Origin of the sequence: Mesorhizobium sp. ISC11 (assembly GCF_037162595.1) — a bacterium.
Classification (GTDB): domain Bacteria; phylum Pseudomonadota; class Alphaproteobacteria; order Rhizobiales; family Rhizobiaceae; genus Mesorhizobium; species Mesorhizobium ciceri.
This window is the reverse complement of the sequence record NZ_JAVSPW010000001.1, coordinates 3557987-3583361: the sequence shown is the minus strand read 5'-3', so window position 1 is coordinate 3583361 and position 25375 is coordinate 3557987. Positions and strand designations below refer to the sequence as shown.

At 63.0% G+C, this 25375-nt stretch carries 18 protein-coding genes and 1 tRNA gene; 10 read left to right on the top strand and 9 right to left on the bottom strand.

What is annotated here, in order from left to right:
• Positions 1–33 precede the first annotated feature (33 nt).
• The gene (gene aceA / locus RPF88_RS17595; RefSeq protein ID WP_024505756.1) at positions 34–1323 is read right to left on the bottom strand and encodes an isocitrate lyase; all 1290 of its coding nucleotides are present in this window, start codon (positions 1321–1323) and stop codon (positions 34–36) included.
• Between the two features lie 227 nt (positions 1324–1550).
• Between aceA and RPF88_RS17590 the strand changes: the two genes are divergently transcribed.
• From RPF88_RS17590 to RPF88_RS17565, 6 genes are all read left to right on the top strand, one after another.
• Positions 1551–2993: a helix-turn-helix domain-containing protein gene (locus RPF88_RS17590; RefSeq protein ID WP_337122740.1), complete on the top strand. Its 1443-nt coding sequence runs from the start codon at positions 1551–1553 to the stop codon at positions 2991–2993.
• Between the two features lie 150 nt (positions 2994–3143).
• Positions 3144–4094 (top strand): DMT family transporter, encoded by a 951-nt coding sequence (locus RPF88_RS17585; RefSeq protein ID WP_063170073.1) that lies wholly within the window; start codon positions 3144–3146, stop codon positions 4092–4094.
• 340 nt (positions 4095–4434) lie between these two features.
• A complete protein-coding gene (locus tag RPF88_RS17580; protein WP_013530248.1) occupies positions 4435–5532 on the top strand; it encodes a polyamine ABC transporter substrate-binding protein in 1098 nt (365 codons plus the stop codon).
• Between the two features lie 84 nt (positions 5533–5616).
• On the top strand, positions 5617–6756 hold the full coding sequence (locus RPF88_RS17575; RefSeq protein ID WP_013530249.1) for an ABC transporter ATP-binding protein: 1140 nt from the start codon (positions 5617–5619) through the stop codon (positions 6754–6756).
• A gap of 9 nt (positions 6757–6765) precedes the next feature.
• Positions 6766–7740 carry an ABC transporter permease subunit gene (locus RPF88_RS17570; protein WP_224621460.1) on the top strand — a complete coding sequence of 325 codons (975 nt, stop codon included), beginning with the start codon at positions 6766–6768 and terminating at the stop codon, positions 7738–7740.
• 4 nt (positions 7741–7744) lie between these two features.
• The gene (locus tag RPF88_RS17565) at positions 7745–8563 is read left to right on the top strand and encodes an ABC transporter permease (RefSeq protein WP_013530251.1); all 819 of its coding nucleotides are present in this window, start codon (positions 7745–7747) and stop codon (positions 8561–8563) included.
• An 18-nt stretch (positions 8564–8581) separates the two neighbouring features.
• Here the strand turns inward: RPF88_RS17565 and RPF88_RS17560 are convergent, their stop codons facing one another.
• A complete protein-coding gene (locus tag RPF88_RS17560) occupies positions 8582–10435 on the bottom strand; it encodes an AsmA family protein (RefSeq protein ID WP_027035711.1) in 1854 nt (617 codons plus the stop codon).
• A gap of 253 nt (positions 10436–10688) precedes the next feature.
• Here RPF88_RS17560 and RPF88_RS17555 point away from each other — a divergent pair, with 253 nt between their 5' ends.
• Positions 10689–12647 carry an acetoacetate--CoA ligase gene (locus RPF88_RS17555; RefSeq protein ID WP_337122739.1) on the top strand — a complete coding sequence of 653 codons (1959 nt, stop codon included), beginning with the start codon at positions 10689–10691 and terminating at the stop codon, positions 12645–12647.
• Between the two features lie 325 nt (positions 12648–12972).
• Here RPF88_RS17555 and RPF88_RS17550 read toward each other — a convergent pair whose 3' ends face one another.
• A complete protein-coding gene (locus RPF88_RS17550) occupies positions 12973–16755 on the bottom strand; it encodes a PAS domain S-box protein (protein ID WP_224621457.1) in 3783 nt (1260 codons plus the stop codon).
• Between the two features lie 248 nt (positions 16756–17003).
• On the opposite strand from RPF88_RS17550, the gene RPF88_RS17545 reads away from it, so the two are divergent.
• Both RPF88_RS17545 and RPF88_RS17540 read left to right on the top strand, forming a co-directional pair.
• A complete protein-coding gene (locus RPF88_RS17545; RefSeq protein ID WP_013530255.1) occupies positions 17004–17462 on the top strand; it encodes a phasin in 459 nt (152 codons plus the stop codon).
• 369 nt (positions 17463–17831) lie between these two features.
• Positions 17832–17908: transfer RNA gene (locus RPF88_RS17540), tRNA-His, on the top strand.
• Between the two features lie 408 nt (positions 17909–18316).
• Here RPF88_RS17540 and lhgO read toward each other — a convergent pair.
• Genes lhgO through RPF88_RS17525 form a run of 3 tightly spaced genes read right to left on the bottom strand, consistent with a single transcriptional unit; the run spans position 18317 to position 20113 of the window.
• Positions 18317–19507: an L-2-hydroxyglutarate oxidase gene (gene lhgO, locus RPF88_RS17535; RefSeq protein WP_198032110.1), complete on the bottom strand. Its 1191-nt coding sequence runs from the start codon at positions 19505–19507 to the stop codon at positions 18317–18319.
• A gap of 26 nt (positions 19508–19533) precedes the next feature.
• On the bottom strand, positions 19534–19896 hold the full coding sequence (locus RPF88_RS17530) for an ATP-binding cassette domain-containing protein (protein ID WP_276325704.1): 363 nt from the start codon (positions 19894–19896) through the stop codon (positions 19534–19536).
• Complete coding sequence (locus tag RPF88_RS17525; protein WP_337122738.1) at positions 19784–20113, bottom strand: hypothetical protein; 330 nt, start codon at positions 20111–20113, stop codon at positions 19784–19786. Before RPF88_RS17525 ends, RPF88_RS17530 begins: the two co-directional genes overlap by 113 nt.
• 191 nt (positions 20114–20304) lie before the next feature.
• On the opposite strand from RPF88_RS17525, the gene RPF88_RS17520 reads away from it, so the two are divergent.
• Entirely contained in the window at positions 20305–21651 is a 1347-nt protein-coding gene (locus RPF88_RS17520; protein ID WP_337122737.1) for an NAD(P)/FAD-dependent oxidoreductase, read from the top strand.
• Positions 21652–21707: 56 nt separating this feature from the next.
• Here the strand turns inward: RPF88_RS17520 and RPF88_RS17515 are convergent, their stop codons facing one another.
• The 3 genes from RPF88_RS17515 to RPF88_RS17505 are packed head-to-tail and all read right to left on the bottom strand — an operon-like array spanning position 21708 to position 25217.
• Entirely contained in the window at positions 21708–22976 is a 1269-nt protein-coding gene (locus tag RPF88_RS17515) for a D-tagatose-bisphosphate aldolase, class II, non-catalytic subunit (RefSeq protein ID WP_337122736.1), read from the bottom strand.
• Entirely contained in the window at positions 22976–23962 is a 987-nt protein-coding gene (locus RPF88_RS17510) for a tagatose kinase (protein WP_337122735.1), read from the bottom strand. Before RPF88_RS17510 ends, RPF88_RS17515 begins: the two co-directional genes overlap by 1 nt.
• 37 nt (positions 23963–23999) lie before the next feature.
• Positions 24000–25217 carry an ROK family transcriptional regulator gene (locus RPF88_RS17505; RefSeq protein ID WP_337122733.1) on the bottom strand — a complete coding sequence of 406 codons (1218 nt, stop codon included), beginning with the start codon at positions 25215–25217 and terminating at the stop codon, positions 24000–24002.
• Positions 25218–25375: the final 158 nt, after the last annotated feature.

The following is a 25375-nucleotide window of genomic DNA, read 5'->3' as shown; positions in this document are numbered from 1 at the left end:
CTGTCGGGCGTTTCCTCTGAGTTTTTCTGTTCGCTATTCGGCGGCCGGTTTGAACTGCGCGTGCTCCGTCGATTCATGCATGGCGGTGGTCGACGACTGGCCGCCGGTGATCGCCATCGACACGGCGTCGAAATAGCCGGTGCCGACCTCGCGCTGATGCTTGGTCGCGGTGTAGCCATCGGCCTCGGCCGCGAACTCCGCTTCCTGCAACTCGGAATAGGCCGCCATCTGCCGCGCCTTGTAGCCGCGCGCCAGTTCGAACATGCCGTAGTTGAGCTGGTGGAAGCCGGCGAGCGTGATGAACTGGAACTTGTAGCCCATGGCGCCGAGCTCCTTCTGGAACTTGGCAATCGTCGCGTCGTCGAGGTTCTTCTTCCAGTTGAACGACGGCGAGCAATTGTAGGCGAGCAGCTTGTCGGGATGATGCTTGCGCACGCCGTCGGCGAATTTCCTGGCCTGCGCCAGGTCGGGTTTCGAGGTCTCGCACCAGATCAGATCCGCGTAAGGCGCATAGGCGATGGCGCGGGCAATGCAGGGCTCGATGCCGTTCCTGACATGATAGAAACCTTCAACCGTGCGCCCGGCGTCGTAGTCGACGAAAGGCTGGTCGCGCTCGTCGATGTCGGAGGTGAGCAGCTTGGCGGCTTCCGCATCGGTGCGCGCGACGACCAGGGTCGGCGTGCCCATCACGTCCGCCGCCAGGCGCGCGGCGTTGAGGTTGCGGATGTGCGCCGCAGTCGGGATCAGCACCTTGCCGCCGAGATGGCCGCATTTCTTTTCCGACGCCAACTGGTCCTCATAGTGGACGCCGGCGGCGCCCGCCTCGATGAAGGCCTTCATGATTTCGAAGGCGTTGAGCGGCCCGCCGAAGCCAGCTTCGGCGTCGGCAACGATCGGCGCGAACCAGGTTTCGACCGAAAGCCCATTGCCTTCGGAGGTCTCGATCTGGTCGGCGCGCTGCAGCGTCCGGTTGATGCGCTTGACCAGTTCAGGCGCCGCATTGGCCGGGTAGAGCGACTGATCCGGATACATCGCGCCAGCCGTGTTGGCGTCGGCGGCAACCTGCCAGCCCGACAGGTAGATCGCCTTCAGCCCGGCGCGCACCTGCTGCATCGCCTGATTGCCGGACATGGCGCCGAGCGCGTTGACGAAGTCCTCCTCGTGGATGAGCTTCCACAGCCGATTGGCGCCCATTTCGGCAAGGCTCTGGCGGATCTGCACCGAACCGCGCAGACGCTTCACATCCGCCGCCGAGTAGGGTCGTTCGATACCGTCGAAGCGACCTTCCGGCGCCGATGGGACGAGGTTGTAAAAATCAGTCATTGGTCACTCCGAGGAATTGCTGATCTGTGTCAAGGCGTCAATCATTTGGGGGTAGTTGGGTATGACTGGATTTACATTTCTGCGCGACATCAGCCACAAAAATCAGGTAAACTGAGAGGATATAAGAGAAAACCTGTGTTGCGTTTGACAGAAGTGCGTTGTAATTTGTCATTATTGTAAAAGGCCCGTGCCCAGGAATTCGTGTAAATTGCTGTAAAGGACAGTCCGTGGCTGACCAGAAGATCTTCGCCGGGCCGCGCATCCGCCGCATTCGCAACGCCAAGGGCCTGACCCAGACGGCGATGGCCGAGGGTCTCGGCATTTCGCCGTCCTACCTCAATCTGATCGAGCGCAACCAGCGGCCGCTGACGGTGCAGCTGATCCTCAGGCTGGCCTCCGTCTACAAGGTCGATCCACACGAGCTGCAGGGCGAGGCGAGGGGATCTGTCGCTGCCTTGAAGGAAGTGTTCACCGATCCCCTGCTGGTCGGCGAGTTGCCGGGTGATCAGGAACTGATCGAGCTTGCCGAGGCGGCGCCCAATGCGTCCGCGGCGGTGATAAAGCTGTTCCGCGCCTATCGCGAGCAGGCCGAGCGCCTGTCCGACCTCAACGAGCTTTTGGCGCGCGAAGGTCGGGCGACGGCGCTTTCCGGCGCCCGCCTGCCGATCGACGAGGTGCACGAGATTTTCGAGCGCCGGCCGAACCATTTCGTTGCCCTCGAGGAGGAGGCCGCGGCGTTCACCTCGGTGCTCGATCCCGGCGACGATCTGTTCGGCGCGCTGAAGGCCTGGCTGAAGCGCGAATATGGCATCGTGGTCAAGGTGCTGCCGGTCGCGACCATGCCGAACTGGCGCCGCCGTTACGATCGTCATTCGCAGCGCCTGTTCCTGTCCGAACGCCTGTCGCCGTTCGACCAGTTGCGCGAAGTCGCGATGGAGGCCTGCCTGATCCGCATGACGGTCGCGGTCGCCGGCGAGATCCAGGCGCTCAAGCTGAGCACCGACGAGGCGCGCCGCCTGGCCCGCTTCGAACTTGGCCGTTATGCGGCGCATGCGCTGATGATGCCCTATCAGGCCTTTCACGCGGCTGCCGTGCGCGCCCGCTATGACATCGATGTTCTGCGTTCGCGCTTCGGGGTCTCCTTCGAACAGGCGGCCAACCGGCTGACCATGCTGCAGCGGCAGGGTGCCTCGGGCGTGCCGTTTTTCATGCTGGAGGTCGACAATGCCGGCAACCGCTTCCGCAAGGCCGGCAGCCAGGGCTTTCCTCAAAGCCGCTTTGGCGGCGGCTGTCCCAAGCTGCCCGTGCATGTCGCCTTCACCCAGCCCGGCCAGGTCTTCGTCGAGGCAGTGGAAATGCCCGACGGCGCCGAGTTCCTGTGCATCGCCCGCACGCTGGAAGGGCCGCAAGGCGCATTCTCGGAACGCCCGCGCCGCACCGCGCTGCTGCTCGGTTGCGACATCGGCTTTCGTGACGATATCGTCTATGGCGCGGCATTGCCCGGTGCGGCAATCACCGCAAAGGCCGGCACCGTCGCGGCGACGCCGGTCGGGCCTGCTTGCCGGCTTTGCGAACGCGTCGGCTGCCTGGCACGGGCAGAACCGCCGGTGACGCGCCCGCTCGGCCTCGACGAGATGGTGACGGGCCTGAGTGCTTTCGATTTTCAGTGACGCCGTGTTCTTCTGAAATGGAGCAAGGTGCCACAATTGTCGGCGGCCGCTGGCTCAGTTCCGGCCTGCGCCTTTGCGTTACGCGAACAGAGCATCTTTTTGTCGTCCCTTGCGCATCGTCCCGTCCACAAGAGCCCGACAGTGGCAGCCATGATCGATACCGCATCGCCGATCGTCGCATCGCCAGCCGTCTCGCCGCGCGAGGAGCGCGTCGGCATGCTTTTGGTCTTCCTGTCGGCGCTGATGTGGAGTTTCGGCGGCGCCATCGCCCGCTTCATCACTGTCGGTGACAGCTGGACGGTCATTTTCTGGCGATCCGTGTGGGCAGCCGCCTTCCTGGTCTGCTTCATGGTTTGGCGTGACGGCTGGCGTGGCATGCTGAAGCTGTTCCGTGACATGGGGTTGCCCGGCCTTGCCGTCGGGATCTGCTTTGCCACGGCATCGACCGCCTTCGTCGTGGCGCTCGCCTACACCACCGTCGCTAACATCCTTTTGATGCAGGCAGGCGTGCCGTTGCTGGCGGCGCTGTTTGCCTGGGCATTGTTTCGCGAAAGGGTTGGTGTCGCGACCTGGGTGGCAATCGCCGCCGTCATCACCGGCGTCGCCATCATGGTGTCGGAATCGCTCGATGGCGCCGTCTCGCCCATAGGCGATGGGCTGGCGCTGTTGATCGCGGTCATGTTTTCAGTCGCCACCGTCATCACCCGGCGGTTCTCCGGCGTGCGCATGACGCCGGCGACGTGCCTCGGCACCATGCTCGCGGCCGGCTTTGCCGTCTCGCAGGCATCGACCCTCACCGTATCTGTCAGTGACATGGGCTTTCTGTTTGCCTTCGGCGTGGTCAATCTCGGCCTCGGCCTGGCCTTCTTCGCCACCGGCGCGCGACTGATCCCGGCGGCCATCGCGGCGCTGCTCGGCACGTTCGAGCCGATCCTCGGCCCGATATGGGTCTGGCTCATTCATTCCGAGGTGCCGTCGGGGCGCACCATCATCGGCGGCGCGGTTGTGGTCACGGCGCTGCTCGTCCATATCGGGCTCGAATTCAAGCGCCAGGCAAGGCCCGAACGCGCAGGGGTCACCGGGGTGCCGTCACCTAATTGAAGCGGCCTGCAGCTTTGCCATTGACAACGTCGCTGCGGCACGGGCAGGCTGGGAATACGGCAACAACAAGACAGGCGTATCTTGCCAAGTCTCCCAGCCGGTCCGATCGGGACCGGACCATATCGTCGTATCTCTGCCCGCGCCATGGCGAAAGCCTCTGACGGTATTGGCACGCCTCCCAGGCCGCCTCAGGGGCATCCAACCATCTCATCGAACCGCCTGCATGGTCTCGGCAGTTCGCGCTTGTCGCCCCTTGGAAAGCTCAATAGTCTGAAGAAAATGCCGGTCGCGCTGATGTCGCGACGAGCCGGTGAAGGAACACTCATCAAAGGAGAATAGCATGATCCGCAAAGCGCTCTGGCTTTCGGCAACGTCGGCATTCCTGACATTTTTCACCGTCGGCGGTCACGCCGAAGATCGTGTCGTCAACGTCTTCAACTGGTCGGACTACATCGACAGTTCGATCATCGACGATTTCACCAAGGAAACCGGCATCAAGGTCGTCTATGATACCTTCGATTCCAACGAAATCCTTGAGACCAAGCTGCTTGCCGGCGGCAGCGGCTATGACGTCGTCGTGCCCAGCGGCAATTTCCTTGCGCGCCAGATCCAGGCCGGCGTGTTCCAGAAGCTCGACAAGTCGAAGCTGCCCAACATTTCCAACATGTGGGATACGGTTTCGGAACGCACGGCCAAGTACGACCCCGGCAATGAATACTCGGTCAACTACATGTGGGGCACGGTTGGCATCGGCTACAACATCAAGAAGGTGCAGGCGGCACTCGGCACCGACAAGATCGACAGCTGGGATGTCTTCTTCAACCCCGACAGCCTGGCCAAACTGAAGGACTGCGGCGTCTACGTGCTGGACTCGCCGGCCGACATCATTCCGGCTGCACTGAAATATCTCGGCCTCGACCCGAACAGCACATCGCCCGACGATATCGCCAAGGCCGAGGAGACCTTGCTCAAGGTCCGACCTTATATCAGGAAGTTCCATTCCTCCGAATACATCAACGCGCTCGCCAACGGCGATATCTGCCTGGCCGTCGGCTGGTCGGGTGACGTGTTCCAGGCCCGCAATCGCGCGGTCGAGGCCAAGCAGGGCGTCGAGATCGGCTATTCCGTGCCGAAGGAGGGTGCGCAGATGTGGTTCGACCAGATGGCGATCCCTGCCGACGCGCCGCATGTCGCGGAGGCGCTCGAGTTCATCAACTACATGATGAAGCCGGAAGTTATCGCCAAGTCGTCGAACTACGTGCTCTACGCAAACGGCAACAAGGCTTCGCAGCAATTCGTCGACAAGGCACTGTTGGAGGATCCCTCGGTTTATCCTGATGCCGAGACCATAAAGAAGCTCTACACCGTCTCGCCATACGATCCCAAGACACAGCGCGTCATCACGCGCACCTGGACCAAGATCGTCACCGGCCAGTAAGCAATCCGACACGGTCCCGGCAGTCACCTGCCGGGACCGTTTTTACCTGGGGCAAGAAGCAAGAAAATCAGGACGGAGTGGGACATGAAATCGCTTGGCAGCATCCGCAGGGATTTTGCACCGTGGAACGACCCGAACGCCAAGCCGTACATCCAGTTCGACAACGTCACCAAGAAGTTCGGTGACTTCACCGCCGTCAACAATCTGTCTCTGACCATCTTCGAGCGCGAGTTCTTCGCGCTGCTCGGTGCTTCCGGTTGCGGAAAGTCGACGCTGCTCAGAATGCTCGCCGGCTTCGAGGAGCCGACAGCCGGCCGCATTCTGCTCGATGGCCAGGATCTGCGCGGCATCCCGCCCTACCGGCGGCCTGTCAACATGATGTTCCAGTCCTATGCGCTGTTCCCGCATATGACGGTCGAGAACAACATCGCCTTCGGCCTCAAGCAGGACGGCATGCCGAAGCCCGAAATCGCATCGCGCGTTGCCGAGATGCTGAAGCTGGTCAAGCTTGAGCAGTTCGCCAAGCGCAAGCCGCATCAACTGTCCGGCGGCCAGCGCCAGCGCGTCGCGCTCGCCCGCTCGGTCGCCAAGCGGCCGAAGGTGCTGCTGCTCGACGAGCCGCTCGGCGCGTTGGACAAGAAGCTGCGCGAAGAGACGCAGTTCGAACTGATGGACCTGCAGCAGAATCTCGGCCTGACCTTCGTCGTCGTCACCCACGACCAGGAAGAGGCGATGACCATGGCCGATCGCATCGCCATCATCGACAAGGGCGAGGTGATGCAGGTGGCAACGCCGGCCGAAGTTTACGAGGCGCCGGGATCGCGTTTCGTCGCTGGCTTCGTCGGCAACGTGAATATGTTCGAGGGCAAGATCGCGCGTGGCGAGGCGGGCAGCGCCAGCATAGACGCCGGCAACGGCATCACCATCCGCACCGACAATGCCGGCACCGCCGGGGCCGGGACGGCCGTCACCTTCGCCATCAGGCCCGAAAAGATCAAGGTGTCGTCGAAGAAGCCGGCCGAGGCCGTCAACGCCATCGAGGGCGAGGTCTACGATATCGCCTATCTCGGCGACATGACCGTCTATCATGTCAGGCTGGACGACGGCCAGGTGGTGCGCGCCAGCACCATGAACGCGGCCCGCATCACCGAGGATCCGTTGAGCTGGAACGACCGCGCCTGGGTTTCCTTCCGGCCCGACGCCGGCGTCGTGCTGACGCGGTAGGGGGCGACCATGTCGAGCGCCGCCGTCACCACCTCATCAGCCTCGCCGGCATCCAATGCCGGCAAATCCATCCTTGCCAGGCTGGGTGCTGCCTTCGTTGGCCGACTGGTCATCATCATCCCGTATGTCTGGCTGCTGTTCTTCTTCCTCATTCCGTTCGTCATCGTCTTCAAGATTTCGCTGTCGCAGACGGCGATCGCCATCCCGCCCTATACGCCGGCGCTCGATTTCAGCGGCGGCATTTCCGGGTTCCTGGCTCAGCTGAAACAGCTCAGCCTCGACAACTACACCTGGCTGACGCAGGACGCGCTCTACTTCAACGCCTATGTGACCAGCGTCATCATCGCCGCGGTCTCGACGGTCCTGACATTGCTCGTCGGCTACCCCATCGCCTACGGCATGGCGCGCGCGCCGGCGACGATCCGCCCGACCTTGCTGATGCTGGTCATCCTGCCGTTCTGGACCTCGTTCCTGATCCGCGTCTACGCCTGGATCGGCATTCTCAAGCCCGAAGGGCTGCTCAATCAGCTGCTGCTCGCCACCGGCATCATCCACCAGCCGCTGATCATCCTCAACACCTATACGGCGATCTTCATCGGCATCGTCTATTCCTACCTGCCGTTCATGGTGCTGCCGCTCTATTCCGCGCTCGAGAAGATGGACTATTCGCTGATCGAGGCGGCCAAGGACCTCGGTTGCCCGCCGACCAGTGCGTTCTGGAAAATCACCTTTCCGCTGTCGCTGCCCGGCGTCATCGCCGGTTGTCTGCTGGTGTTCATTCCGGCCGTCGGCGAATTCGTCATTCCCGATCTGCTCGGCGGATCGCAGACGCTGATGATCGGCAAGACGTTGTGGAACGAGTTCTTCGCCAATCGCGACTGGCCGGTATCGTCGGCCGTGGCCGTCATCCTGCTGTTGCTGCTGATCGTGCCGATCATGCTCTTCCAGCGGGCTCAGGCGCGCGCTCAGGAAATGGACAGGTGACCTCATGAACGCCACCTGGAGCCGCTTCAACATCACCTCGATCGTGCTTGGCTTTGCCTTTCTCTACCTGCCGATCGTGCTGCTCATCGTCTTCTCGTTCAACGAATCGAAACTGGTCACGGTCTGGGGCGGTTTCTCGACCAAATGGTACGTCTCGCTATTCCACAACCAGGGTCTCATGGACGCGACCTGGGTGACGGCGCGTGTTGGCCTGATCTCGGCCACGGTTGCGACGGTGCTGGGCACCCTGGCGGCACTCACCTTGACCCGCTACACGCGCTTCAAGGGCAGGGTGCTGTTTTCCGGCATGGTCTTTGCGCCGCTGGTCATGCCGGAAGTCATCACCGGCCTGTCGCTGCTGCTGCTCTTCGTCGCCGTCGGGCTCGACCGCGGCTTCCTCACCGTGACGCTCGCCCACATCACGCTGACCATGTGCTTCGTCGCCGTGGTCGTGCAGTCGCGGCTCATGACTTTCGACCGCTCGCTGGAAGAAGCCGCGATGGATCTTGGCGCAACGCCGGTGAAGACCTTCTTCCAGATCACATTGCCGGTCATCATGCCGGCGATCGTCTCCGGCTGGATGCTGGCTTTCACCCTTTCGCTCGACGATCTGGTCATCGCCAGCTTCACCTCCGGGCCGGGCGCGACGACGCTGCCGATGAAGATCTACAGCCAGGTTCGCCTCGGCGTGACGCCGGAAATCAACGCCGCCTGCACCATCCTGATCGCCGTCGTGGCGATCGGCGTCATCATCGCCTCGCTTGCCAACAAGCGGCGTGAGGTGCAGCGCCAGCTCGACGAGCAGGCCGCGCAACGCGGCTGAAGACGAAAAGGCGACCGCTTATTCCCCGGAAACGCCGCGGCTGATCGGGGAAATGAACGGCGTGCTCCAGGTTCCGCCGACGAAGAACGACGACTGGTTGGGGCCTTGCTGGCCGTTGGCCTGCGTTGCCGCCTGGTCAGGCTGAATGACGCCGCCGGACAAGGCCAGTCCGCGCCCGGCGTAGGACGCGATGCCGGACAGCCAGATCTTGTACTTCGCTGAATTGGCCTCGGCCTTGTCGATTCGCGCCACGCCCTTCGAAATGGTGGCCTTGATCTCGGCACCGTCGATCGGCAATGTTCCGTCGGAGACATCGTCGAGCGCGAAGAAGCCGCCCTGTTCGGTATGTTTGAGGAAGGCCGGCAGGTTGAGCTTGCTCAACGCACCCGGCCCGAAGGTCGCCGAGACCGAGCCGTCGGCATTGTCGAAGATGGAATCCCAGGTTCTGCCCGGCCCCTTGAGGATCACCGAGACGGTGCCCGTGCCGACCGGCACCAGCCGCGTCATCCCCGCCGCCGTGCCGAAAGCACCGCCGTCGATGTCGGACGCCAGAAGGCGGATTTCGACCTGCGAGCCTTCCGGCTTGCGATCGAAGCGAAGGCTGGTCTGGATGTTGCCGCCGAAGGCCGAGGCATCGGAGATGTCGAAGACGGACAGACCATCCTTGACCTGTGCGGTGGCGGCGACGTCGGCGAGCTGGATCGGCCCCGCCGTGGCGTGCGCCGCCGACAGCCTGAGATCGAGATTGATCTTGTCGGCGAAACTTGTGTCGATTTCGCCAGGCCCCGCTCCTCCGGTCGGCACCAGCGGGGTGAAGGCCGACAGAAACGATCTGAGGTCGAGCGTGTCGAAGGCGAGCGTGCCGGAGATCACAGGTTGTGCTTCACCAAGCGAGAGGTCCAGCGCACCCATCCCCGGATTGTTGTCGAGTGCAATCGCCGTGTTGTCGAACTTGACGCGCCCGCCGGTCGCGGTGATCTTGCTCGAAATGCTGACCGAGCCGATCGCCGCACCCGGAGCGATGCCGGCCTGCGACCATTCCAGGACACGCCGCAGCGAGGGTGCCGAGAACTTCGCTTGACCGTCGAAATAGGTATTTTCAGACATGCTGGCCGTGCCGTCGAACGAGAAGGTGGCGGGCGCCGCCTTGAAGGACAGTGTCAGCGGCGCCGTGCCGCCGGCAAACAGCACAAGCGGTTTGGCCGAGGCGACGTCCAGCGCGACGCTTTCGCCCCGCCAGATGCCGGTTGCCGACAGCGTCGCATTGCTGTTCATCGCCGCCCAATTTGCCTGACCGTTCAAACTGCTCAGGATCTCGACGTCCTTGCCGCCGATGGAGGCTACCATGCGGCCGTCGCGAAACTCGACCGTGCCGAAGGTGTCGGTAGGCAGCTTGTCGAGGTCCGGTTTGGCGGGGTCGGCGTTGACCAGGCCGCGCGCCGTGTCGATGGAGCGCGTGATGCGCCCGCCGGTCGGGACAGCGGGCAGGAAAAGGCCGGCAGGCGTGCGCTGGACCCGGATCGTCGGCCGCACCAGCCGCGCCGTCGAAAACACCACGTCGCCGCGCAAGGCCGCCATGGCGGAAAGGTCGACCTCGACCCGTTCTGCCTCGACCACCGGCGGCGCCTCGGTGTCGGTCCATTGTGACAGCGTCACATCGGTCAGGATGGCGCGGAATGTCGGCCAGACCTCGATACGCGGCGAACCGTCGATGGCGACACGGAAGCCGCTCCACGCACTCATTTCCCAGGCGATGCGGTCGCGCACGATACGGGTGGAGGCAATCAGCGGCAGGGCGGCAACGACCAGCGCGACGACGATCACGGCAGCGCCGATCGCCCATATTCCGCGCCGGATCATAGATGATGGCATATGGCCCCGTATGCTTCCATTCCGACAATCGCCCGACGGGTGTAACCCCGGTCGTCACCACGGCCCCGGTCGTCACCAGGACTTCCGGCCGTCACTACGACTTCAAGTTGTCACTACGACTTAGGGCTGAGGCATTTCAAGTCTTTATGGCCCGGCGATGGCATTTGCGCACATCTGGTCGCATCAGCCGAACAAAATCTTGCTCTGCTGCGCCGCGATATGCATAAGCGATGGCGACCGTGGAGGAACGATCATGGCTGCCGAACAACCGCTCTGGACACCGACGCAAGACCAGATTGACGCAGCACCCTTGACCGCCTTCACCAAGGCCGCCGGAGTGAAAGCCGGCGTAGCGTTTTCCTCGTATTCGCAGCTTCACGCCTGGTCGGTCGAGGACCGTGAAGGGTTCTGGAGCCTGGTCTGGGATTTCTGCGGCATCGTCGGCGACAAGGGCGATAAGCTGCTCGTCGACGGTGACAAGATGCCCGGCGCTTCTTTCTTTCCCGAAGCGACACTGAATTTCGCCGGGAATCTGCTGAAGAAGACCGGCTCAGGCGACGCAATCGTGTTTCGCGGCGAAGACAAGGTCGAGCGCCGGCTGTCCTGGAACGAGTTGCACGCGCTGACCTCGCGGCTGCAGCAGCTTTTCCTGTCGCTCAAGGTGAAGAAGGGCGACCGCATTGCCGCCATGATGCCCAACATGCCGGAGACCGTCGCCGCCATGCTGGCCGCCGCCTCGATCGGCGCCGTCTGGTCGTCCTGCTCTCCCGATTTCGGCGAGCAGGGCGTGCTCGACAGGTTCGGCCAGATCGAGCCCGTCGTCTTCATCGCGCCGGATGGCTATTGGTACAATGGCAAGGCGATCGAAGTCGCCGACAAGATCGCCGCGGTCGCGGCCAAGCTCGGCACTGTCCACAAGATCCTGGTCGTCGACTATCTCGGCACATCGAGCGATGTTGCCGGGACCATCGACAAGGCGGTGGCGCTGGAAGAGGCGCTGTCGCCCTTCGCCGACAAGCCCGTCGCCTTCGAGCCGCTGCCGTTTTCGCATCCGCTTTACATCCTGTTTTCGTCGGGAACGACCGGCATTCCCAAATGCATCGTCCATTCGGCCGGCGGCACGCTGATCCAGCATGTCAAGGAACACCGGCTGCATGCCGGTCTCACCGACGGCGACCGCTTTTTCTACTTCACCACCTGCGGCTGGATGATGTGGAACTGGCTGGTGTCGGGGCTCGCTTCGGGTGCGACGCTGCTGCTCTATGACGGTTCGCCCTTCTACCCCGACGGCAATGTGCTGTTCGATTTCGCCGATGCCGAGAAGATGACTTTCCTCGGCACCTCGGCCAAGTTCATCGATTCCGTGCGCAAGGCCGGCCTCAAGCCGATCCGCACGCATGATCTGTCCACTGTGCGGGCAATCTCCTCCACCGGCTCGCCGCTGTCGCCGGAAGATTTCCGCTTTGTTTATGACGGCATCAAGAAGGACGTACATCTGGCCTCGGTCTCCGGCGGCACCGACATCGTCTCCTGCTTCGTGCTCGGCGTGCCGACGCAGCCGGTCTGGACCGGCGAGATCCAGGGACCCGGCCTCGGCCTGGCCGTCGATGTCTGGGACGACGACGGCAGGCCGGTCCGACAGGAGAAGGGCGAGTTGGTCTGCGCAAAAGCCTTTCCGGCGATGCCGATCGGCTTCTGGAACGACCCCGATGGCAAGAAGTATCGGGCGGCCTATTTCGAGCGCTTCGACAATGTCTGGTGTCATGGCGATTTCGCCGAATGGACCGAGCATGGCGGCCTCATCATCCATGGCCGCTCCGACGCCACGCTCAACCCGGGCGGGGTGAGGATCGGCACGGCGGAGATCTACAATCAGGTCGAGCAGATGCCTGAGATCCTGGAAGCATTGTGCATCGGACAGGACTTCGACAACGACGTGCGCGTCATCCTGTTCGTGCGCCTGGCCGCCGGCGTGCAGCTCGACGAGGATCTGGAAAAACGCATACGGGCAAAAATCCGTAGCGGCGCGAGCCCGCGTCACGTGCCGGCAAGGATCGTCGCCGTCACCGACATCCCTCGCACCAAATCGGGCAAGATCACCGAGCTTGCGGTGCGCGACGTGGTGCATGGCCGCGCCATCAAGAACAAGGAGGCGCTCGCCAATCCAGAGGCGCTTGAGCTGTTCAAGAACCTGCCGCAATTGGCCGAGTAGCTGCTAATGCATGTCGCTCAAAAGTGGCCCGGTTTTGAGACAACGACATGCATGAAAAAAGACGTTCCGGCATGGTTAACGAAATATCTCGCTAGAATTTACCTAGATTTCATGAGTGGTACACATTCGTAAATTTTCCGGCGCCCCGGTAAGGAGTTGTTAAGGTCCGGCGTCGATAGTCGCAGGTAACTTGAGGGAGAAATCCCGTTCCTCAGCCCCGAGGATCCGAATTCGCTCAAGCCCCCGTTGTGACAGCAATCCCATCTCTTAAGGCGCCTTTGGGCGCCTTTTTCTTTTTATCGGGATCGAAGCGTGGAGGGCTGATCTATTCCGCAAGGACACGGGTCGATGGAAAAGCCACCTCGACCAAGGTGCCTTCGCCCGGTGTCGAATTGATGGTGAACCGGGCACGGTTGGCTTCCACCATCGCTTTGGTCAAAGGCAGTCCAAGCCCGGTGCCGTCGCCGCGTCCGCGCTTCAGCGCGTTGATCTGCTTGAACGGCTTCAGCGCCTGCTCGATCTCGGCATGGCTCATGCCGATGCCGGTGTCGCGCACCCGCATGACGACGTCGCCCGACGTCTCATAGGCGGTCGAGACGATCACCTGGCCGCCGGCCTGGGTGTAGCGGATGGCATTCGACAGGATGTTGAGCGCGATCTGGCGCACGCTGCGCAGGTCCGCCACCACTTCCGGCAGCCGCGAAGCGAAGCTGGAGCGGATGATGACCCGTTCGCGATTGGCCTGCGGCTGCATCATCGCCACCGTCTCGGCCAGCGTGTCGTTGAGCGACACCGCCTCATAGGCCATCTCCTGCTGGCCGGCCTCGATCTTGGAGATATCGAGCAGGTCGTTGACCAGGTCGAGCACATGATTGCCCGAGCGGTTGATGTCGCGCAGATAGTCGCGGTAGCGGTCGTTGGCGACAGGTCCGAACTTCTCGTCGACCATCAGTTCGGAAAAGCCGATGATGGCGTTGAGCGGGGTGCGGATCTCGTGGCTGATGCGGGCGAGGAAATCGGTCTTCTGCGAGGACGCGCGCTCGGCCACCGCACGTGCCTGCGTCAAGTCCTCTTCGGCCCGCTTCCACTGCGTGATATCGCGAACGACGGCGCAGAAGCCGCTGTCGTTGGGCAGCCGGCCGATGGTCATGAACAGCGGAATGAAGCGGCCTTGCGATTCGCGCCCGATAACCTCGCGGCCGTCGTTCATGACACTCGCCACGCCGGGCTCGGACAGTCCGTTGAGATAGTCGCGTGCCGCGCGCTGGCTTTCGATGGCAAACAGCGAGGCGAACGGCTTGCCGGTCACATCGTCGCTGTCGAAGCCGAACAGTGCTTCGGCCGGCCGGCTGATCGATCGGATGGTGCCGTCACGGCCGATCAGCACGACGCCGTCGGTGGCGGTGTCGATAATGGTGCGCATCTCGGCGATGCGCGCCTTGAGCTCGGAAATATCCGGCTGCGTCTGCTCGTCGCCAACCACATGCAGGCTCGCCGGCGCATCATCCTCGCCGGAGCGTCGCACGACCAGCATCAGCGCCTTGCCGTCGCGCCAGGGGACAGAGCGCAAAATGGCCTCGATCGGGAATTCCTGTCCATCACGCGTCTTCAGCCGCAGCGCGCGATCGGTGCCGTCGGAAACGCCGTCGTCGGCATAGGGGTCGGCAAACAACGCGCCGAGGCCGCCGGCATCCGCCAGATCGTCGAGCGCCTCGTAGCCGGTCAGGCTGAGGAATTCCTCGTTCGCATAGTGCAACTGGTCTCCGGAATGGATGAGCAGCGGCACGGGCAGCTTACCGAGCAGCGACGTGTCCGGGGCCTTGTGTTCATCTCCCGCGGAAAACGCCGAAGGCACGAACCCTTCGGCCTTGAGCGGCGGAACCTGCAGGCGAGGGCGCTCGACGCGTATTTCCGCAGCGTCGCCTGCATTGACGGCTTGCTCGGCAACCGCCTGCTCGTCAGGCGATGCGGCTTCCTCGTCGGGCTGCGCCCAATCCTCGCTGTCTTCGGCATCGCGAAAATCTGCTGACGTCATGCTGTCGTCATCGAGGACGTCATGTGTCGCGTCAGTGGCTTCAGGCTCTTCGCCGGGCGAAACCGCAGCGGTGTTCTCTGGTTCCGCCGCCCCGGGGCCACGTTCGTCATCTTGGCCGGCATAGTCCAGCAACGAGCCCGTCACATTCATCCCAGGGGGGGCTTCACGAGCCGCTTCGTCCGGGTGACCGTCAAGCCGTGCCAGATCCTGCTCGTCTTCGGCATCGACATCGGTCTCGGATGGCTCGACCGGTTCGTTCTCTGGCCCTGACGCAGGGGTGCCGCCGGTGCGCATCGGGTCGTCGGACGCCTTGACCGGAGCCTCGGTCTCCGCTGCCGACGCCTCAGCAGTCTCAGTCTCTGGTGGCTCGACCGGAGCACTCTCCTTCTTCAGCCGCTCGCCGATTTCGCGGAAGGCGCTGCGTTCCAGGGTCGAGAGGCCCTTGTCGTTGGCTGGCTGCCGATGTTCGGCGAGCCGGATCACCTTGTCGGCAAAGCGCCGCTCCTGTTTCGGCACGATGGTCAGCGCCGGCACCTCGCCCTTGAACGGATCCGATGCCTGAGCGTCCTCGGCCCTGGGCTCCTCAGCCTTCGGCTGTTCGAGCGCGGGTTGGATGACTTGCGGTTCCGGCGTTGCCGGCGCCCGGCCATTGGGCACCAGCGCCATGCCGATGGCCTCCGGATCGACGACCGCGTCGCTGGCGCGGGCGACGCCGAAGCCGCGGAAACCCTCGAAGGCGCGGCTGCGGCCATAGACAGGCAGCGCCGCCAGGTCGACGGGTATCTTCAGATCGGTGCCGACGACCGGCCACAGCACCGAGCGTCCGGACCAGGTATCGCGCCGTTCGAGGAGCCCCGATATCTCGCCCGAGGGGTCGAGGCCGAATGTGGCGGCGACATCCCTGAAGCGTCGGCCAATCACGTCGGCCGCCGGCTTGCCGACGATGTCGGCGAATTCCGGCGACAGCGCGCTGAACTTGCCTTCGGCATCGGTGCGCCAGACGAAGCGCACCGGCGCCGCTGCGCGGTCTATCGCCGAGACGGTCGTCGGCGTGGCCGCGGAGGTGGACTGGACTTCCAGGGCCGCCGGTTCTTGAGGCGCTTCAGGTCCGGACGCAGCTGGTCGCGGCGCCTGTTCCCCTCCGTCCTCGCCGGCGTTGAAGTACCAATGGTCGTGTTGCGCCGGTGTGGGCTCTGCTGCCGCCTGATCGCTATTGGCAGCCGTCGGCGCCTGCCCGATCGCGTCGGTGATCGCATGCGGCTGCGATGCGGCGACGTCCTCGGTCGGCAGTGCGGCGCCTGGTTCCTCGGTCGGTGTCTCGCGACCCTGTTCCGGCTGCGAAGCCGCATCGCCAGCTGGTGCCGCCTCGGCAATGGTTTGCGTGAGGTGTTCGCCCGCAGGGGCTGTGTCGTCGAGCTGGTCCTCGTCGATCACCACCAGCAGATGCCGCTCCTCGGTCAATCTTGCCAGACCTGCCGGGTAGGAGGCCGTGCCGCCCGGGACAAGGCGCTTGACGATGCGGTCGCTCTCGGCTGCGACGTCGGCAACCAGTGCTGCCAGCGTCTCCGGCCGGATGCCCAGTGCCGAAAATCCTTCCGAGGCCGCCTCGACGTTGCCCCTGGCATCGACAAAGGCGATGAAATGACCGTCCTCGGTGAAGCCGCTAATGGCGCGCGCGGCGATTTCGCCGGCACTGCGTGACCCTGTCTGAGCCGCCGGCACTGCCAGCATGATCGCCTTCTCGGCGTCCGGCATGGTCACCGCACTGGCCAGGAAGCCGACGGCGCGGCTGGTCATGCCGGTCGCCAGCCGCACCATGATGGCGCGGTCGCTGCCAATCTCGGGAAATCCACTGGTCGCCATGATCTGGCGCCTGGCGATCACGGGCAACTGCGCCGAGGCGCCTATGATCGCCTCGATGTCGGGATAACCGAACATCGCGGCTCCTGGCCCATTGGCCCAGATCACCTGCTCCAGATCCGCCGACAGGATCGCGATCGCGTCGCCTGCGGCAAAGCGCTGGCGGACCGCGTCGAGCACGGCGACATCGAGGAAGGAATATTCGGACGGCATGCGCTTGGCGGACCTCACGGAGCGGCGATTTTGCAGTTAACGCTTTGTTAATAAAAGCCGGAGGCGCGAAGGTCCACAAGCCAGAACGTGCAAAGGCTGGAATCTGGGCTCTTGGTTAACGGCCCAAAAGAAATTTATGGTGCACTGCAACAAAGATATTGCAATGCACAAAATTTGCCTTTATATTGCCATCATACATGAACGAGACGGCTTTCTGTCAAAGCCGCTGCCGCTGAAAAGGATGGAAAATGTCCAGGACCAAGACCGCCGAGACGATCGAAAACGTTGAATTCCCGAGCTTCGACGCTTCCAAGGCGACTGACCAGATTCGCGCTTTCGCCGAAAAGGGCGTTGAGCAGTCGAAAGAGGCTTATGCCAAGCTGAAGACCGGCGCCGAGGAGACCCAGAAGGCTCTGGAGTCGACCTACGAGACCGCCAAGACCGTTTCCAACGACCTGTCGCTCAAGACCATCTCCGCTTTGCGTGCCAATGCCGAGGCCGGTTTTTCCCACCTCGAAGCCCTGATCGGCGCCAAGTCGCTGTCGGAAGTCGTCGAGCTGCAGACCGCCTTCCTGCGCAAGCGCGTCGAATCGACCGTCGAGCAGGCCAAGGACTTCCAGGCCGTTGCCTCCAAGGCCGCCGAGGACGTCTCCAAGCCGATCAAGACCGCCTTCGAGAAGGCGATGAAGGAAATCAAGGTTGCCTAACATTTGCGCATGATCTGAAGATGCAACAAAAGGTCGCATTTTCTTAAAAACGATCAGGTGTATGATGGCAGCCATCAAGGAATACCCGGTGAGTGGAACCTCCTCCCTCTGCTCCCCGGGGTGACCAGCCAGCACCTCCTCCCGCTGGCTCGTAACAGGGAAAGGCCGGCACCTCCTCCCGCCGGCCTTTTTCTTTGTCCGTCGCCTGGTCCTTGCCTGCGCCTTCTTGCTGGGCGAATGCCGCGCCGATGTTGGGAAGTGACCTTTGCTTTCCAAAAGCCTTGAATTAGAATCCATAAGCCCGTAAGGACGCATCGCCGAACGACAGAGCGGCGGATGAGTTTCTGTTTCGATCCGCTCAGGCAACGTGCCGTTGTAGCTCAGATGGTTAGAGCGCCGGATTGTGGATCCGGAGGTCGCTGGTTCGATCCCAGCCAACGGTACCATAAATAGCGACATCAAAGACTTAAAGGCTTCTGGTTAGCTAGGCTGGCTTGGGTGTCGGTGCGTCCTATGGACGTGTACCATTCTGGTGCCATAGGGAGGCCGTCCAGCTATGACGGTCAACAAAATGGCGGTTAGCCCGGAGCGAACCCTGCCAATGACGTCAGCCGTCGTTTCGCCTGAGATCTTTGCGCAGCCAAAAAAGCCGTCGTCCACACGGAACCTTTGCTTGCGGAAACCGCAGGCCAAGTTGCTACCCTCTCGCCGGGAGCGGCATTGCTGGCCTGGTGGTGCGCCGATCTGGTTCCGACGCAAAAGCTGCGTTGGCCGCGGCCGGTGCCCTAATTCCCTTCTTGGCCAAGACAGATACTCCAGCGTTCAGTTGGGCTCCAGTGCGTACCGCCTCATTTTCAGCAGCCCTGTATGAGGCGATCTCGAATCATCTCTGCAATCGGGATCGCCGAGGTGGCGGCGGGGGAAGGCGCGTTGCAGACGTGCAGCATGCGGTCCGTTTGTGCGAACAGGAAATCATGGATGAGGGCACCGTCCTTGCGCACGGCTTGCGCGCGGATGCCTGCTTCGTGCGGGAGCAGGTCGGCGAGCTCGAGGCTCGGACAGTATTTCCGGCACTCCTCCAGATAGCCTGGCTTCCAGAGCGAGTTGCGGAGTTCCGTTACCGCAGATCCGCGGTTGGCGAACACGGTTTTCCAGAAGCCGGGAAACAGCGCGTAGTCGGCCATGTCCGAAACATTGAACGAAAGCCGTGGATAGCCTTCGCGGGCAAAACCGATAACGGCATTCGGCCCGACCGTGACGCTGCCGTCGATCATCCGCGTCAGGTGCACGCCAAGGAAGGGCAGGGCTGGATCCGGGACGGGATAGATCAGATGGCGGACGATGTCGTTCTTCGATGCGGGAAGGCGATAGTATTCGCCGCGGAAGGGAACGATGCGATGCTCGATTGAAAGCCCGGCGAGCACGGCCAGCCGGTCCGATTGGAGACCGCCGCAGACCACCAGTTTTTTCGCCTGCCAGTTTTCGCCGGCCGACGCGATATCGACGGAATCGATGACTTCGCGAATGCCGGTGACGCGCGTCGACAGGCGGATCTCGCCGCCAAGCGCCCTGATGCGCCGCCCCATGGCTTGGCAGACATCGGCATAGCTGACGATGCCGGTCGAGGCCACGAAAAGCGCGCCGAGACCGCGGATGTTCGGTTCCCGCTCCTTCAATTCACCCTCGCTGACGCGCCGGACTTCGATCGTGTTCTGCTTCGAGCGTTCGTGGAGCGCCTCCATGCGCTGCACTTCGAGTGCGGAGGTGGCGACGAGCAGTTTGCCGCAGACATCGAAGCGGATGCCGTTCTCCTGGCAGAAGGCCTTGGTGGCATCCGCGCCCTTGCGGCAGAGCTCGGCCTTCAGGCTGCCTGGCGGATAGTAGATGCCGGCATGGATGACACCACTGTTGTGGCCGGTCTGGTGCTTGCCGAGAGCCTCCTCTTTTTCCAACAGGATCAGGCTGCAGCCGGGATATGTTTCCAGCAGCCGCATGGCCGTCGCCAGGCCGACGATGCCGCCGCCGATGACGCAGTAGTCGAAAATCATTGTTGTAGCCCTTGCCTGCCCGATTATGCGTGCGCCGTCTGACGATCGCCATAGCCGAAATAGGCCTTTTCCAGCGCATGTCCGTCGGCAAGCTCGCTTGCCGAACCCTCCAGCGCGTTATGGCCGTTGCGCGGCACGTAGACGCGGGAAGCGAGGTCGAGAATGCGAGCGGTGGACCGTTCGACGACGAGCAGGGTCAGCCCGCTGGCGTTAAGCTGGCGGAGGCTTTCGTAGACCTGGTCGATCACCAGCGGCGCAAGGCCAAGCGACGGTTCATCGATCATCATCAGCGACGGGCGCTGCAGGATGGCGCGGGCGATAGCAAGCTGCTGCTGCTCGCCGCCGGAAAGGTGGCCGGCAACGCCGCGGTAGCGGGTCCTGAGGATCGGAAAGATTTCCAGAACCCGTTCCCAGATCGGCGGCCGCTTCGGCCTTGTCCTTGCGGATCATGCCGCCGAGCAGCAGGTTCTTCCGCACCGTCAGTGTCCGGAAGATACTGCGGCCTTCCGGCACCAGTGCCAGGCCCTTCCGGCATAGCTTTTCCGGCGCCTGGCCGGCGATCGACTCGCTGTTGAAGACAAGCGTGCCCCCGGTCGGCGCCATGAGCCCGGGAAATTGATTTCAGAAGCGTGGATTTGCCGGCGCCGCGATCTGGCCTCGTCGTTCCCGGCAAGCAGCAGCTGACGATCAATCTCCTCGCGTGGTATCGACATCTCACGGCGGCCAGATATCGCTGCCCTGATATCAAGTGCGTAGACCGGACGCCGCTGCGGAATACCAAAGGTTAGTGCTCTTTGACAATCTTCCCCTTCACCGAAGCCACCCCGATCCAGTTCCAGCAGCCCCTGCCGAGGACCTCGGACGTCGTGATCATCGGCGGCGGGGTCATTGGCGTGACCACGGCACTGTTCCTGGCGCGCCGGAACGTCTCGGTGACGCTGCTGGAAAAGGGACGCATCGCCGCCGAGCAATCCTCGCGCAACTGGGGCTGGATCCGGCAGCAGGGCCGCGATGCCGACGAACTGCCGATCGTCATCGAAGCGCAGCGCCTCTGGCGGCAACTGGCACAGGAATGTGGCGAGGACATAGGACTGAAGCAGACGGGCGTTACCTATCTTGCGCGAACAGACAAGGAGATGGCCGGTTTCGCGAAATTCCTGAAGATCGCCCAGGCTCATGGCGTCGACACGCGTCTCCTCGACCAGGGTGAGCTGGCAAGCCTGATCCCGGCCATGTCGCGACTGTTCAAAGGCGCAATGATCACTCCATCGGACATGCGGGCAGAACCTTGGGTCGCCGTGCCCGCGCTTGCTCGCCTGGCGGCCCGCGAAGGCGCGACGATCATCGAGAATTGCGCGGCACGTATGCTCGACATCTCCGCGGGACGCATCAGTGGCGTCTGGACCGAGAAAGGGCTCATCGCGGCCTCGAGCGTCCTCGTCGCCAGCGGCGCGTGGACGTCGCTGTTCCTGCGCGCCCACGGCATCTCGATTCCGCAGCTCAGCGTCAGGGCGACCGTCGCTGCGACAGCGCCGATGGCGGAAATCCACGCCGGTGCCGCCGCGGACGAACGCATCGCTTTCCGGCGCAGGCAGGATGGCGGGTACACGCTCGCATCGGGAGGCAGCAGCCAACTCTACATAGGGCCGGACGCATTTCGCCATGCAGGCAAATATGTCAGCGCCCTGATGGCCAATCCGTTCGGCACACGCTACCTGCCGGCCGCGCCGCGAGGCTACCCGGACGGCTGGTCGACCCCGCGCAGATGGAACGCGGATGAAGAAAGCCCTTTCGAACGGATGCGCGTCCTCAATCCAGCTCCCGAGACGTCGGCGCTCCGCGCCATCGACGGCGGGTTCAGGGAGCTTTTCCCTCAGTTCACGACCGTACCGCTCAAGGCGAGCTGGGCGGGCATGATCGATGCGATGCCTGATGTCGTGCCCATCGTCGATCGCGCCGCTGCGATACCAGGCCTCGTTGTCGCGACCGGGATGAGTGGCCACGGCTTCGGCATAGGACCCGGAATGGGCCGCATTCTGTCCGATTTGATCCAGGGCAACGAGCCCAGGCACAATCTCCACAGGTTCCGTCAATCCCGTTTCAGCGACGGCAGCCCGATCCGATTGGGACCATCGCTGTAAGTATTTCTGCGGCCCGCCAGCCCATCCGCTCTGGGCTTGAAGAACCGGACGAGGGCTCAGGTGCCGCATGCCCGGGCGTAGATCTCGATGCTTCGCTGGACGTGATCGATCGCGATCTCCTCGACGTCGCAGCCGCGGGCGGCCCAAGCGAGCGCCGAAGGCAGGTGCTGGAGAAACAGCATCACCGGCACCTTGCGGCCCTTCAACGCGTCGAAGAGCCGGTCGCAGGCGGCACGGGCTTGCGGGGTCGCCCAATAATATCGGATGCGATCGGAATAGGAGTAGTGGCGCAGCGTCCGTCTGTCGGCATCGCTGCCATGATAGTGGCTTGCCCAGTTCTTGGGCACGGCTTGCATCAGCTCTTCCATGGCCTGATAAAGCGGCCGCTGGCCATAGAAAGGCACCAGATCGGAAGCGATCAGGTCGAGCGCGTACAGCGCCTCGCGCAGTTTGAAGGTCAGCTCGGGGCCGACCTTGAGGATGGCGAAGCCATCCTCGACGAGTTCACGCAGCGGCCTCTCGCCCTGATAGTCCGTCGAATGGGCTTCGAAAATGAGCGACGGCAATGTGTTCAGAGTTGCTGCCAGATCGCTGGCCTTGGTCCGATCGTAAAAAATCACATTCTGGTTGCCGAACTCCACGCCCGGCTGCACGACAAGCCCGATGACGCGGGAAAACGCGCTTTCAAGCCCGGCGGCCTGGAATGCTTTGGCGTGAATGGCATGTGTCTGGCGAGCCGCCTCCGGACTGGTCGGGGTGATCGCATCCAAAGCGTGATCGGCGCCACCGGGAGGCGGCACCTCCGTCCCGATGATGTAGACCGGGCTTGCCCCGCCGCTCTGCGCGGCCGCCTGTTCCGCGACGCCCGCCATTCTGGCTGCGCGCTCGGCCACCGTATGGTCGTCTAGCGCCGCCGGTTCACCCGCGCAGCCCATCGACGCATCGAGGTGGATCTTGCGGAAGCCGGCGCGGACATAAGCATCGATCATTGTCCCGGCCTGCGCCATCGCCTCCTCGGCGGGCCGGTCTTTCCAGGGATTGGGACCGAGATGATCCCCGCCAAGCACGATCAGCTCTGTCGGGCACTGCTCGACTGCCGCGAGCGCTTTCACCATCGCCGCGAAATCGGACGGCGTCATGCCCGTATAACCGCCCAGATGATTGACCTGGTTGCACGTCGCTTCGATCAGGACGGTGGTGCCGGTTTCCCGGCCGTGGCGCAGTGCAGCTTTGAGCACCAACGGGTGTGCCGAACACACCGAGGTCACCCCGATTTTCTTGCCTTCCCTGTGCAGGGCCGGCACATCTTCGATCGCCACACGCATCAGCTTCTTCTCGCCGTTCTTGCCATGAAATCTTCCAGTTCGGCCCGCGTGCCGGCTCCCTCCATGGGACCGAGGCGTGTGACGTTGCGCGCCCCTGCCGCATTGGCGAATTCGAGCGAAGTCCGCAGCGGCATCCCCAACCGCCGGCATGCGACATAGGCTCCGCCGAAACAGTCGCCGGCGCCGGTGGGGTCCGTTTCCTCGACGATGAGGCCGGGACAATCGGCACTGGCGCCCGTGCTTTGATGGGCTGACGCGCCATGTTCGCCACGCTTCACGGCGATCTCCTTGACCCCTCGTTTGAACAGCGCCTCGATTGCGCGTTCCTCGCCATCCATGCCGGCGGCCAGGAACAATTCATTGCCCGACGGCAGCAGCAGGTCCGCTTTGTCCACCAGGCTCGCGAATTTCTCCTCGGTCTGGCCGTGCGCCAGTAATTCTTTGCGCAGGTTCGGATCGAGCGACAGGGTGCCGCCGCGTGCCTTGATCAGCGGGATCGCGCGTTCGGTGATCGCCCAGGCCGCGGGGCTTGCGAACACCGTTCCCATGACGTGGATATGCCCGCAACGCGCGATCAGCGCCTCGACCTGCGGGGTCCATTCCAGTCGAGCGGCGGCGGATTTGGCGATGTTGTAGACGAAATCGCGGCTTCCGTCCGTGCGGTAGCGGACAAAGGCGCTGCCCGTCGGATAATCCGCGGAAACAGCGATGGCGGAAGTGTCTACGCCGTCTCGCTTCAGGCGCTCCATATTGACCGCGCCGAAATCGTCGTCGCCCACCACGCCCACCATTGCCGCCGCTCCGCCCATACGCGCGCATTGATCGATGAAGATGGCGGGCGCGCCGCTCGGAAAGGGACCAATGAGGTCGATCGGTTCCCGGAAGCCGGTGCCTGTCTGCCTCGCGACGATCTCTACCAGGATTTCTCCAATCGTCACGGTTGGCCCGAGCGAGTCCGGTGCAAGCGTTTGGGGGAGGTCGTTCATCAAGCGTCCAATCCTGGGTGTGGTGTCGTTTGCGGTTTCACGACGCCGAGGCGTCTGGACCGGAAACCGCGTCCTTGTTGAGCATCTGGTTGTCGAGCGACATGAAGCGTTGATGCATCATGCAAGCGGCTCCGAAGGCAGCTCCATAGATGGCGCTCTCGTTGAAAACGATCTCGGGGATAGGAAAGGTCGCGGCCTGGAGCTCGCGGATATGCGCGTCGACCCGTGCGGCGACCAATGGATACAATTCCGCGACGGACCCGCCCAGCACGATGCGGTTCGGGTCGATCAGCCGCGAGATCTGCACGACTGCAAATGCGAACAAGACAGCCCATTCTTCGGCGAGCTGCACCGCTTGAGGAACACGATCGCGGACGTCACGCAGGAACAAGTCCAAGTCGGCGTCCGGCCTGTACTGGCGATAGGATGACAGGATGCGGTCGCGCCCGAAGGCCTGCTCCAGATTCCGGTATGTCGGGTTCCGTGTCTTGAGGTGGCCGACTTCTCCGGCCAGGCCATTGCCGCCGCGGAACAACTTGCCGTCGATCACAATTCCGCCACCGACGCCGTTCTCGATGACCATGAAGAAGGTGACGCCGCTCGCCGCTTCCGGCTGGCTGTATGTGATGCCGATGCCGAATGCGTTGCCGTCATTTTCCGCGGATACCGGAATCTCGGCCGGAAGAAGGCTGCGGGCAAGGCCTGTGAGATCGACATTGCGCCACCCCAGGATCGGTGCGACGTGGATGAAACCGTCCTGGTTCATTTGTCCGGGCACCGCGATGCCGATGCCCTGACATCGCGCCAGGCTATCCTTCCGCATCTCGAGAAACACCTGTTCGATCGCCATGTGGACCGCGGCCTCCGGATCGCTGTCGTGTCCTTCGAAGCGCGTCATGGCGCTGCGAACGATCTTGCCCGCGAGATCGATCTCGATGCATGTCATATGTTCGACACCGATCTCTATGCCGGCGAAGAAAACGGCTTCAGGCACGATTTCCACGAGGATACCCGGTCTTCCGGCCCTGGGCTGGCCCGCCGGATTCGCGATATCGTTCTCCGCTACTTCGCGAACGAGTCCGGCCTCGACCAACTCCAGGACGATATTGCCGGCGGACGAGCGGTTGACCCCCATATGCCTGGCGAGATCGGCCCGGCTCAAAGGGCCGAAGCGGTGGAGCGCGTTCAGCGTCGCTACCGAATTGCTCTGGCGGATCCTGCGAGGCGAGCTGCTGGCGAAGGTTACATGGTTCATGGCGGACTCCGCATGTTCGTTCCCAGCCTATACTTCACCCGAGCTTGTTTTTCCTCCGGCAACGCAAAGTCCTCAAAAGAATGAACCGCCTGATGTCGGAAGCAAGCAATTCCCGCTGCGCCGGACGCGAAGGAGAATGCCGCGAGCGAGCGGCATCC